Origin of the sequence: Amycolatopsis sp. CB00013 (genome assembly GCF_001905755.1) — a bacterium.
Classification (GTDB): Bacteria; Actinomycetota; Actinomycetes; order Mycobacteriales; family Pseudonocardiaceae; genus Amycolatopsis; species Amycolatopsis japonica.
The window spans coordinates 1,218,583-1,230,592 of sequence record NZ_LIWC01000002.1 but is presented as its reverse complement, the minus strand read 5'-3'; the positions used below and the strand labels follow the sequence as shown (position 1 = coordinate 1,230,592).

The 12,010-nt window shown below is 66.7% G+C and carries 10 protein-coding genes; 2 read left to right on the top strand and 8 right to left on the bottom strand.

The features are described from left to right. From AMK34_RS15975 to pdhA, 7 genes are all read right to left on the bottom strand, one after another. Complete coding sequence (locus AMK34_RS15975; protein ID WP_143202508.1) at window positions 1-1,944, bottom strand: ATP-binding cassette domain-containing protein; 1,944 nt, start codon at window positions 1,942-1,944, stop codon at window positions 1-3. A 26-nt stretch (window positions 1,945-1,970) separates the two neighbouring features. Further along, window positions 1,971-2,540, bottom strand: coding sequence for a TetR/AcrR family transcriptional regulator (locus AMK34_RS15970; RefSeq protein WP_037334344.1), 570 nt, complete (start codon window positions 2,538-2,540; stop codon window positions 1,971-1,973). Between the two features lie 136 nt (window positions 2,541-2,676). After that, window positions 2,677-2,952: a hypothetical protein gene (locus AMK34_RS15965; RefSeq protein ID WP_143202459.1), complete on the bottom strand. Its 276-nt coding sequence runs from the start codon at window positions 2,950-2,952 to the stop codon at window positions 2,677-2,679. Between the two features lie 22 nt (window positions 2,953-2,974). After that, window positions 2,975-4,519: a hypothetical protein gene (locus AMK34_RS15960; RefSeq protein ID WP_073845858.1), complete on the bottom strand. Its 1,545-nt coding sequence runs from the start codon at window positions 4,517-4,519 to the stop codon at window positions 2,975-2,977. A gap of 185 nt (window positions 4,520-4,704) precedes the next feature. Next, on the bottom strand, window positions 4,705-6,054 hold the full coding sequence (locus AMK34_RS15955) for a dihydrolipoamide acetyltransferase family protein (RefSeq protein ID WP_073845857.1): 1,350 nt from the start codon (window positions 6,052-6,054) through the stop codon (window positions 4,705-4,707). Between the two features lie 16 nt (window positions 6,055-6,070). Beyond that, window positions 6,071-7,063: an alpha-ketoacid dehydrogenase subunit beta gene (locus AMK34_RS15950; RefSeq protein WP_038521741.1), complete on the bottom strand. Its 993-nt coding sequence runs from the start codon at window positions 7,061-7,063 to the stop codon at window positions 6,071-6,073. Between the two features lies 1 nt (window position 7,064). After that, window positions 7,065-8,270 (bottom strand): pyruvate dehydrogenase (acetyl-transferring) E1 component subunit alpha, encoded by a 1,206-nt coding sequence (pdhA, locus tag AMK34_RS15945; protein ID WP_038521738.1) that lies wholly within the window; start codon window positions 8,268-8,270, stop codon window positions 7,065-7,067. Between the two features lie 373 nt (window positions 8,271-8,643). Between pdhA and AMK34_RS15940 the strand changes: the two genes are divergently transcribed. Further along, a complete protein-coding gene (locus tag AMK34_RS15940; protein WP_083649873.1) occupies window positions 8,644-10,056 on the top strand; it encodes a M20/M25/M40 family metallo-hydrolase in 1,413 nt (470 codons plus the stop codon). Window positions 10,057-10,140: 84 nt separating this feature from the next. Further along, window positions 10,141-10,998 (top strand): alpha/beta fold hydrolase, encoded by an 858-nt coding sequence (locus AMK34_RS15935; protein WP_073845856.1) that lies wholly within the window; start codon window positions 10,141-10,143, stop codon window positions 10,996-10,998. On the opposite strand, the gene AMK34_RS15930 is transcribed toward AMK34_RS15935, so the two are convergent. After that, the gene (locus tag AMK34_RS15930; protein WP_073845855.1) at window positions 10,995-11,993 is read right to left on the bottom strand and encodes an ABC transporter substrate-binding protein; all 999 of its coding nucleotides are present in this window, start codon (window positions 11,991-11,993) and stop codon (window positions 10,995-10,997) included. The two genes, AMK34_RS15935 and AMK34_RS15930, sit on opposite strands and share 4 nt — an antisense overlap. Window positions 11,994-12,010: the final 17 nt, after the last annotated feature.

Genomic DNA, 12,010 nt, shown 5'->3' with positions numbered 1-12,010 from the left:
TCAAGCCTCGTCGAGGTACGCGGCCGCCTGCAGGGTGAACAGTTCGGCGTAGCCCGCCTCCGCCGCCATCAGCTCGTCGTGTGTCCCGTATTCGGCGACCTTGCCGTGTTCCAGCAACAGGATCCGCTCCGCCTGCCGCACGGTGGAGAACCGGTGCGAGATGTACAGCGTCGTGCGCCCCTCCGAAAGCTCCCGCAGGCGCGAGAAGAGGTCGTGCTCGGCCTGGGCGTCGAGCGCGGACGTCGGTTCGTCGAGGATGAGGATCGGCGCTTCCCGCAGGAACGCCCTGGCCAGCGCGATCTTCTGCCATTCGCCGCCGGACAGGCTGACACCCTGGTCGAACCAGCGCCCGAGCGGGCTGTCGTACCCGCTGGGCAGGCGCTCGATCCGCTCGTCGGCGCCGGCGCGTTTCGCCGACGTCTCGATCCGTTCGCGGTCGACGAGGTGCGTCAGGTCGCCGAGTCCGATGTTCTCGGCGGCGGTGCCCTGGTAGGTCACGTAATCCTGGAACATCGCGCTGATCTGCCGTCGCAACTCCACCGGGCCGTATTCGCGGATGTCGACGCCGTCGAGCAGGATCCGCCCGCCCGTCGGGTCGTACAGCCGGCACAGCAGTTTGAACAGCGTCGATTTCCCGGCCCCGTTGCGGCCGACGACGGCGACCGTCTCACCCGGCCGGATCTCGAAGCTCACGCCGTCGAGCGCGGGATCGGGCGCTCCCGGATAGGTGAAGGACACTTCCTCGAACTGGATGTGTCCCTCCACAGTGGACGGAAGCGGGCGCGGCTGGAGCGGCGCGACGATCTCCGGTTTCGTCCCGAGGAAGCGATACAGCGTGTCGAGATAGAGATTGTTCTCGTACATCCCGGAAAACGCGGTGAACAGGCCCTGGACGGACGTCTGCACCGACGCCGCGGCCGCCGTGTACAGCGCGAGGTCGCCGAGGGTGAGCCTGCCGCCGACGGCCTCCAGCGCGATGTACAGCGCGATAGCGGATCCGGCGGCCGTGCTGAGCAGACCCCACGATGTCGAGCTGACGCTGCGCTTGCGGGTCAGCGTCCGCTGACGGTCGTAGAAGACCTGGCCGAGCCGCTGGAACCGGTCGACGAAATACGGACCGAGGCCGAAAAGCTTGGTCTCCTTGGCATACGTGTCGGTGGTGACCAAAGAGGACAGATAGTCCATCCGTCGTTTCAGCGGCGACATCATCAACGTCAGCCAGAACGCGCGGGCGCCGTATTTCGACTGCGAGATGAACGCGGGGATCGGTGCCAAGAGGGCGACGAGCGCCAGCAGCGGGCTGATCGAGACGAGCAGCGCGATCATGCTGCCGAAGGTGATCACGGTCCGGACCAGGCCCAAGGCCGAGTTCATCATCGACAGCGGCCGGGTCGGCGCCTCCTGCGCGGCTTGGCGCAGCATGTCGTAGGACGCGGAACCCTCGAAGTACGAAAGATGCAGCTTGCTCGCGTGGTCCATCACCTGGTGGCGGATGGTCAGCGTCATCCGTTCCTGCAGCAGCGACTGGCCATAGGTGGTCAGCGCCTGCGAAACCGCGGTGAGCACGAGGATGCCGAACTGGAAGAGGGCGACGCCGACGATCGCGCTCTTCGTCCCGTGTCCCTGGATCGCCGCGACCACCGAGTCGATCAGCAGCTTCGCGATGTACGCGGTCGCCGTCGGGAGGAGACCGGAAAGCAGCGTCACCAGGGTGATCACGATGGTCAGCGCCGGGCTTGCCTGCCAGGTCAGCTTCGCGACCTTCGGCAGGCCGCGGACCGTGCCCGCGACGTTGACCCACATGCGGTCGAGCCGGGACTTGAGGTCTTTCGGGACGGCTTCGGGTTCGGGCTCCGGGATGTCGACCGGGCCGGTCAGCCCGCTGTCGGGCACCGTCGACGGCGGACGACGGCGCCTGCCGCCGCGGGCCATGAACAGCTCCAGGCCGCCTCCCCCACCGGGCGGGCCGATCACGCGGCCGCCAAGGCGCCGTTGAGGAACACGTCGACGAGCTCCATCGTGGTGGGCTCGTCCCCGGTCTCGCTGAACCGGATCCGGCCGCTGAACAGCAGAGACAGGAAGAGCGCCGCGGACTGCGACGGCGGCAGGCGCAGCCGATCCTTCTCCGGTTCGAACAGCTCGGCCATGGCGTCGCGCATGACGCTCATCGACTCCTTGCGCCGGTCTCGGCGATCGTCATGGCGATGCTCCAGTCGCCTGCCGGAACCATGCATGACCGCCATGAGCGCGCCCATCCGCTGGAGGTGCGCGCTGAGCGCGTCGGCCGCCTCGATGAGCCTGTCGTCGAGGGGCTGTTCGAGGTCGATGACCGCGATCGCGTCGAGTACCTGGTCGGGCTTCAGCGCTTCGGCGAAGCAGGTGGCGAACAGTTCGTCCTTGTCCTTGAACACGCGGAAGACGGTGCCTTCGCCGATGCCCGCGGCGCGCGCGATCTGGCTCGACGTGACACCGGCGCCGTGCTCCACCAGCAAGGGCAGCACGGACTGGACGATCATCCGGCGCCGCTCGTCGGCACTCATCCCCGGCGCTCTCCGCCGGGCGGTGGTTTCTGTCATGCGCCCAGTGTGCGGAGTGAGCGCTCACTCCGTCAAGCGAATAAGAGTGCTTCGAGCCGCCCGGCGGTGCGCGCATCCCGGCCGGCGCCCAGAGGAGGACTTAATCGTCCTCGACTGCTCGCAAGATCAGCTTGGTCAGATGTGGTTGCCAAACGTTCGGGATCAGGTCCGGCAGTGTCGCGCACGACGCGATATCCGCGGCGACGATCACGGGTTGGTCGGGAAGCCCCGTGAACATGGTGCGATCCCGTTGGTCGTCGCTGTCCAGGACCTTCAGCGCGTCTCGTCGGAACGAGGCGCTGTCCGTCTCGTCCGGAAGCTCGGCCAGTTCATCGCGCCTTGGCTTCATGAAGTCCATCTTGAGCACTCCAGACATCGCGCCACCCTTTCGACTCAGTTTAACTCATATAACGCTTGACTACGCTGTTCTGCAGGCGTTGATAGCAAGAATGGAACGTGATCCTGCGCCAAATCAGAACCAGGCTCATGATCGACAGGAAAACTGTGAATATCGCGACGCCGGTTTGTGAAAAACCGTCGGAAAGGGTCGAGGCCCAGCCTGCCTCAGGCGTCCCGGTCCGACGGGCGACCATCGAGCTTACGAGGGTGTAGAACGTCGACAGCCCGACGAGAAGCAAGCCGAGGCGGTTGACGAGTGGGATGCGGGATCGTATCTCTGCTTGGAAGGCCTTTGCGAACCAGATCGACGCGAAGCCGGGGAGAGCGACGAACAGTGTGGTGACGTTGACGCCGGTGCTGCTCGGACCGACCAATCGATCCCAGTTGCCGTAGAACAGCCATAGGAACGACGCTGAGAAAAGGCAGAGCCACATGGCCGCCGCCGTTGTTCCTGGAGGGCGCTCCCTGACGTAGGCGTACGCGTAGAGGAGTTGGTCCCCGAACTTCTTTTGGCGCAGATTGCGTCCATACAGATGGGCAATCGGTCCGCCGGCCTCCTCGTTTCCGAGGGCGTATGCCCCCTTTTCTTCGCAAAATTTGTTGAACGCTTTTTCCTGAGATTTCTGAGACATCCGAAGAGTGTCCTGCAGGACGAAACGTTGCTCTTTGAAGTAAGTCCCGGTCGGGGACGGCATGGTGAAGTGATAGCTGCGGCAATAGCTGTGCATCGAGAGTGGGACTCGGAACATGAACGGTTCTTGACCGACCGCTCGGCGAACCCATTCGATCGCTCGGTGCAAGAATCGGCGGCCTCTGAGTGGGCTGCCCTTCGAAGGTGTCGGCGAGTATTCGGCCGCGAATCGGGTTCGATACGAGATCGTCAATCGTACGGTTTGCCCCGGCCGACGTGTCAGGTGAACCCAAGTCAGGTGCCGGGTCGCGATGTAGCGGCCGAATACCTCGATCCGCTCCAGTGCGCCAGGATGCAGGACCAGCCCTGATTCGCTGGCTTCGCGTAGCCTTCGTACGGCCTTCTTGGCGATCTTCGGGGCGGCGCTGACATCTTCCATAGGGAGCGAGAGGTACTGACTTTTCGCACGTTCGATCCGTGCGCGCTGTTCGGTGCTGAGCCCGTTAGGCGCGATGTCGACGAAGGTCCAGAAGACCTTGAGCAGCCATTTCGCCCGCTCGGTCCATTCGGCTCGACCGCAGACGTAGAGCTGCTCGCCTTTCTGGTCCTCGACGCCGAACTCGGTCATCAATCTGCCGATTCGCATGACGTGAATCGGTACGACCAGCACGGGATTCGCCTCGTGAAAGTGCGCGATGAAGTCGGCCTTCGTCACTTCCGGGTAGTCGGGCAGTGCTTCGGCCAAGGTCGGCAGATGCCAGTCCAGCGTCAGCTTTCGGCGACACTCTCCATGATCGATCTCAACGTTTTCGATCACTCGCGCGAACGGTCCATCCTGACCCTGGACGATCCGGATCGCCAGTGCGGTCGAGTAAGCTTTGGCGATCCTCTTGATCAACGCATCGTCGGTCATTTCAAGCCCTCCCCGGCCTGCGACTTCCGCATTCCTGGCTTTGGTGTCGAGGGCTCGGACAACTCTGTTACGCGACGTGATCGCGCCGTTAACTCCCAGTTGTCAGGGAAAAACTCGCGTCAGACGCAGTGAAGGACGCTTTCCCCGCATCGCATGCGGCGAAAGCGTCCTTCACGCGCGAAACGTCAGTAGGTGATCGCGACCGCCGGGTCGGCCAGCAGGGCGCCGACGTCGGCCAGGAACTCCGAACCCTGCTGCCCGTCGACCACACGGTGGTCGAAGCTCAGCGAAAGCTGGAGCACCTTGCGCACCTTGATCTCGCCGTCGACCACCCACGGGGTGTCCTTGATCGCGCCGAGGCACAGGATCGCGGACTCGCCGGGGTTGATGATCGGCGTACCGGTGTCGACGCCGAAGACGCCGACGTTGGTGATGGTGATCGTGCCGCCGAGCATGGCCGCCGGGGTGGTCTTGCCCTCGCGGGCGACGTCGGTCAGCTCGGTGAGTGCGATCGCGAGTTCCTTGAGGGACATCGAATCCGCGTCACGGACCTTCGGCACGACGAGCCCGCGCGGGGTGGCCGCGGCGATCCCGAGGTGCACGTAGTCCTTGTAGACGATCTCCTGCGCCGCCTCGTCCCACACCGCGTTGACGTCCGGAGTGCGCTTGGCCGCCAGGCAGACGGCCTTCGCCGCGAAGGTCAGCGGGGTGACCTTGACTCCGGCGAACTCGCGCGACTTCTTCAGCTTCTCTCGGAATTCCATCATCGGCGTGACGTCGATGGTCAGGAACTCCGTGACATGCGGGGCGGTGTAGGCGCTCTGCACCATCGCGGCGGCGGTGGCCTTGCGGACGCCCTTGATCGGGACACGGCGTTCCCGCGTCGCCGGGTCGTAGCCGCTGTCCACAGTGGACACCGCAGCCGGTGCGGCCGAACCGTTGGCTGCCGCGTGCACGTCGTCACGCGTGATGACGCCGCCGTCGGCGGTGCCGGTGAGCGCGTGCAGATCGACGCCGAGATCCTTGGCGAGCTTGCGCACCGGCGGCTTCGCCAGCGGCACGTACCCGCCCTTCGGCTTCGAAGCCACCGCAGGCGCGGCAGGCGCGGCAGGCGCGACGGGAGCAGGAGCCGCGGCCACCGGAGCCGGAGCAGCGGGAGCAGCACCCTTGCGCGCCCGGCGCTGCGTCACGACGGCCTTGGAGCCGTAGCCGACCAGCGGCTTCATCTCCTCTTCCGCCGGCTCTTCAGCCGCGGGAGCGGCGGCGGGTGCCGGTGCCGCCTTGCCGCCGGGGTCGACGTCGATGGTGAGGATCGGCGCGCCGACCTCCACCGTCTGGCCCGGCTCGACGAGCAGTTCGGTGACCACGCCCGCCCACGGGATGGGCAGTTCGACGGCGGCCTTCGCGGTCTCGACCTCGACGACGATCTGGTTCACCGTCACGGTGTCACCCGGCTTGACCTGCCAGGCGATGATGTCGGCCTCGGTCAGCCCCTCCGCCGTGTCGGCCAGGGGGAATTGTTTGTACTCGGGCATTTCAGTTATTTCCCCCTTACCAGGCGAGCGAACGGTCGACGGTGTGCAGAACCCGGTCCAGGTCGGGGAGGTAGTGCTCCTCGAGTTTGGCGGGCGGGTACGGCGTGTCGAATCCGGTCACCCGCAGCACGGGGGCTTCCAGCGAGTAGAAGCATTCCTCCTGCACGCGCGCGGCGATCTCCGAGGTCAGCGACGATTCCGACGGCGCCTCGCTCAGCGCGATGAGCCGTCCGGTCTTGCGCACCGACTCGAAAACCGGCTCCAGGTCGAGCGGGGAGAGCGTCCGCAGGTCGATGACCTCCAGCGACTTGCCCTCGTCCTCGGCGGCGGTCGCCGCGTCGAGCGCGACCTTCACCGACGGGCCGTACGCGACGACGGTGACCGCCGTGCCTTCGCGGACGACGCGGGACTTGAACAGCGGGTCCGGCGTGGTGTCGGTGTCGACCTCGGACTTCATCGCGCCCGAGTGGTACAGCTTCTTCGGCTCGAAGAACAGGATCGGGTCGTCGGACTTGATCGCCTGCTGGATGCCCCAGTAGGCGTCGACGGCGTTCGAGACCGAAACGACCTTGAGACCGGGGATGTGCGCGAACAGCGACTCCGGCGACTCCGAGTGGTGCTCGACCGCGCCGATGCCGCCACCGAACGGCACGCGGATCACGATGGGCATCTTGATCTTGCCCTGCGTCCGGTAGTGCAGTTTGGCGACCTGGCTGGAGATCTGGTCGAAGCCCGGGAAGATGAAGCCCTCGAACTGGATCTCGCAGACGGGGCGGAAACCGCGGACGGCGAGGCCGACCGCGGTGCCGATGATGCCCGATTCCGCGAGCGGCGTGTCCAGGACGCGCTGCTCGCCGAAGTCCTTCTGCAGTCCGTCGGTGATGCGGAAGACGCCGCCGAGCTTGCCGACGTCTTCACCCATGATCAGGACCTTCGGGTCCTCTTCCATGGCGCGCCGGAGGCCGAGGTTGATCGCCTTGCCGATGGTGAGTTTCTGGAGGTCGGCCATTTCAGTGCTCCCCCGCCCCGATGAAACCGTCCAGGTAGGACAGGTACTCCTCGCGCTGCGCGTCCAGCAGCGGCGTGGACTCCGCGTACACGTGGGAGAAGATCCGGTCCGGTGGTGGTTCGGGCATGTTGAAGCAATAGTCGCGCAGTTCGGCCGCGAAGGCGTCCGAGTCGGCCTGCACCTGGTCGAAGAACGCCTGGTCGGCGCCGCCACCGCGGGCGAGGTACGCCCGGACGCGCTCGATCGGGTCCTTCAGCTTCCACTCCTCCAGTTCGTCGGAGAGCCGGTAGCGGGTGGGGTCGTCGGTGGTGGTGTGCGCGTCCATCCGGTAGGTGAACGCCTCGATCAGCACCGGGCCGTTGCCGTGACGGCACTCCTCCAGCGCCCAGCGGGAGACCGCGAGGCAGGCGAGGACGTCGTTGCCGTCCACGCGGATGCCAGGGAAGCCGTAACCGCGGGCGCGCTGGTACAGCGGCAGCCGCGACTGGCGCTCGGTGGGCTCGGAGATCGCCCACTGGTTGTTCTGGCAGAAGAACACGATCGGCGCGTCGTAGACGGCGGCCCAGACGAAGCCTTCGTGCACGTCGCCCTGCGAAGTCGCTCCGTCACCGAAGTAACAGATGGTCGCTTCGCTGTCTTCGTCGCCGACCTTGCCTTCGAACTTCTGGCCCATCGCGTAACCGGCGGCGTTGAGCACCTGGTTGCCGATCACGATGGTGTACGGGTGGAAGCGGTGGGCCTGGTAGTCCCAGCCACTGTGGTCGGTGCAGCGGAAGATGCCGAGCACCTCTTTGAGGTCGATGCCGCGGGCGTACGCGACGCCGTGCTCGCGGTAGCTCGGGAAGGCCATGTCCCGCTTCTCCAGCGCGCGGCCGGAGCCGATCTGCGCGGCCTCCTGGCCGAGCAGCGGGACCCAGATGCCGAGCTGGCCCTGGCGCTGCATGGCGTTGGCCTCGCGGTCCGCCCGGCGGACCAGGACCATGTCGCGGTACAGGCCTTTGAGGGCTTCGGCGTCGATGTCGTCGACATACCGGTCGAATTGCGGCGAGGCGACCCGTTCGCCTTCGGGAGTGAGCAGCTGAGTCAGCTCAGCGCCACCTTCGCTCGTTGCTCGCAAACCCGCGATCACCTGTTCGGGGGTGGGTTGCGCCGCCGCGGCGGCGGGACCGTCTCCAGGTTCCGGGTGCGTCCAGTGTTCGGACGGCATGCGCTGCTCTCCTTGATGTCGGCGCCGCTGGCGACCACTTGTGGCGGCGACAGTGACTGCGCCGGCGGGGACCAGCGCGTCGGATCTGAAGCGCCGGGTCACCATCGGCGTTGACGGTTCGTGCGCACATCCTGGCATGCCGGACGCCGTTTTGGTCAGGGCCGGATGCTGATTTGTTGCTGAGAAAGGGTGCCTGAACAGGGAAAATGCTAGGAAGCCCGAGTGTGGGGCCGCCGAAAGTAGGGGTTGCACTCGCGGGTCGACCAGCGGACGACAGACCCGGACGGGTGTCCTGGCCGGCGCGGGCGATGACGATCCGTGCCCGCCGCTGTGATCCATCCCACTCTCCGGCACCCGTGGCAGGATGGCGGACGTGGAGCAGAAATCCGTACGCGAAACCGTGGTTTCGAACTGGACGAACGACGTCCTTCCCAGCCTGTCCGGCCTGGTGGCGATCCCCGCCTTGTCGCCGGCGTTCGACGCCGAGTGGGCGAAGACCGGCCATCTGGCCGCCGCAGTCGAGCACGTCCGCTCCTGGATCGCCGCGCGGGAGATCCCCGGCGCGACGCTCGAGGTCGTGGAGCTCGAAGGCCGCAGCCCGCTGCTGGTCGTCGACATCCCGGCGACGTCCGAAGCCGCCGACAAGGGCACCGTGCTCATGTACGGGCACCTCGACAAGCAGCCGCCGGTCGGTGGCTGGTCCGAGGGGCTCGACCCGTGGACGCCGGTGATCCGCGACGGGCGGCTGTACGGCCGCGGCGCGGTCGACGACGGCTACTCCGGCTACGCGGCGACGACGGCGATCGAAGCCGTGCGCGCCGCCGGTGGCGAGCACTCCCGCGCGGTCGTGCTGCTGGAGACCGGTGAGGAATCCGGCAGCCCGGATCTGCCCGCCTACGTCGAGCACCTGAAGGAGAAGCTCGGCGCGGTCTCCCTGGTCGTCTGCCTCGACGCCGGCGGCACCGACTACAAGCGCCTGTGGCTGACCACCAGCCTGCGCGGCATGCTGCACGTCAACGTCACCGTGAAGGTGCTCGAGTCCGCGCAGCACTCCGGCATGGCCAGCGGCATCGTGGCCAGTTCGTTCCGCGTCCTGCGTGCGCTGATCGACCGGATCGAGAACGTCGAGACCGGCGAGATCAAGCTCGCCGAGCTCAGCGTCGACATCCCGGAGAACCGCGTCGAAGAGGCTCGTGGCGTCGTCGAGATCGCGCCCGGCGCGGCGAAGACGCTCTTCCCCGTGGTCGGCCGGACGGTCTCCGACGACGATCTGGAGCTGCTGCTCAACAACTCGTGGCGGCCGACGCTTTCGGTGATCGGCGCGAAGGGCTTCCCGCTCCCCGCCGACGCGGGCAACGTGCTGCGCGACAGCACCACGCTCACCCTGAGCTTCCGCCTGCCGCCGACCGCCGACGCGAAGGCCGCGATGGAGGCGGTCCGCCGCGTCCTCACCACCGACGTTCCTTACGACGCTTCGGTCGAGCTCGGCGATTTCCAGGCGGAGAACGGCTGGAACGCTCCGGACACCGCGCCGTGGCTCGACGAGGTGCTGCACCACGTCAGCGGCGAGGTCTTCGGCGAGCCGCACAAGAGCTTCGGCATGGGCGGGTCGATCCCGTTCATGGGGCTGCTCGGCGAGAAGTACCCGGACGCGCAGTTCGTGGTCACCGGCGCCTGCGGGCCGGACTCGAACATCCACGTGCCGGACGAGTGGCTGAACATCGACTTCGCGCAGCGGATCACCGAGGCGGTCGCGCACATCCTGGACGCGCACGCCAAGAGCTGATCTCCCGGCTCACGCTGCAATGAAAGGTCCTTTCCTAGCAAAATTCGCTAGGAAAGGACCTTTCATTGCACGCGCGGGAGGATCATGTTCGAAGGCTTCGAGCTCGAAAACGTCGACACGGGCGAAGTGACCTTCAGGGTCCGCCACGGCGGATCGGGGCCGCCGCTCGTCCTCCTGCACGGACATCCGCGCACCCACACCACCTGGTACGACGTCGCGCCGCGGCTCGCGGACGCGTTCACCGTCGTCTGCCCGGATCTCCCCGGCTACGGCCAGTCCTCGAAACCCGAGACCGCCGAAGACCACTCGGCGCACTCGAAACGTGCCATGGCCAGGCACATCGTCGCCCTCATGCGGCACCTCGGGCATGAACGGTTCGCCGTCGCCGGGCACGATCGCGGCAGCTACGTGGCGCATCGGCTGGCCATGGATCACCCCGAAGCGGTCACCAGGCTGGTCGTCCTCGACGGCGTCCCGATCGGTGAGGCGCTCGCGCGGGCCGACGCGACCTTCGCGCGGAAATGGTGGCACTGGTTCTTCTTCGGTCAGCTCGCGAAACCCGCCGAGCGGGTGATCAACGCCGACCCGGACGCTTGGTACGGCGGTGATCCCGAAGCGATGGGCGCGGAGAACCACGCCGACTTCCTGCGTGCGATCCACGATCCCGAGACGGTCCACGCGATGTTGGAGGACTACCGCGCCGGCCTCGGGCCCGACCGCGAAGCCGACGACGCCGACAAGGTGGCCGGGCGGAAGCTCGGCTGTCCCGTCCTCATGCTGTGGTCCAGCCGGGATGACATGGCCGAGCTGTACGGCGACCCGATCGCGGTGTGGCGCGAATGGGCCGACGACGTCCGCGGCTTCGCGATCGAATCCGGGCACCACATGGCCGAGGACAACCCGGCCGACCTCGCGGCGGCGTTACGGGAGTTCCTGGGCTAGGCGAACTTGTTCAGCGCCGCGGCGAGTTCCGTCAGCTGCGGCGTGAAACGCTGGTACGAGAACGGCGTCTCGTTGTTCCAGGGGATCAGTTTCCCGGCCTTCACCGCGGGCAGCTGTGCCCAGGTCGGCACGCCGCCGAGCCCGTCCGGGCCGAGCGAAAGCGAACCGCCGCGGTTGTCGTACATGATCACGTCGGCTGGGTACTTGCCGATGTTCTCCCAGCTGATCTGCTGGTAGTAGCCGCCCTGGCTCTCGTCCGGCGCCTCCGGCGTGACGAAGTCGAGTCCCTTGCTCTGGTAGTGCTTCGAGGTCGCGAATTTCGGCGCGTTCGAGACGTAGACGGCGTCCTTCTGCGCGGACACGAGGAGGATCTTCAGCCCAGCGGCCTTCTTCGCCGCTTCGGCGAGCGCGGCGTCAGCCTTCTCGTACTCCTCCTTCGCGGCCTTGATCGCCGGAGTCTCGGTGTCGGCGCCGAGCGCCTTCGCGAGCGCGATGAACTTCGCGATCCCTTCGGGCATCGAGATGTCTTGCAGCCGGACGCCGACGCTGGGCGCGGCCTTGTCGATCTTCTCGGTCTGCGTGTCCGGGACGTACCACATCTGGTCCTTGAGGTACATCACGCTGATCAGCAGCTGCGGGTTCAGCGAGACGAACTTGTCGAAGTTGAACTCGTTCCACACGTTCCCGAGTGAGGTCACCGTGTTGAGGTCGACGCCGCCCGCCTGCGGGTCCGGCTTGCCGTCGGCGAACTTCGACGGACCGAAGATCCCGACCGACTTCACGCCGAGGTCCCACAGCGCCGCCGCCGCGGTCACCTGCGCGACGATCCGCGTCGGCCGCTCGCCTTCGAGTTTCCGGCCGCGGTCGTCGGTGAACGACCAGGTCGCGCCCGCTCCCTGCGTGGGTGTCTCGTCCTGGTAGCCGCAGGCGGTCAGGAGGCCGGTGGCGCCGAGCGCCGCGGTGCCGGCGAGAAAGCCGCGTCGGGAGAGGTGCATGGAGATCTTCTTTCGCC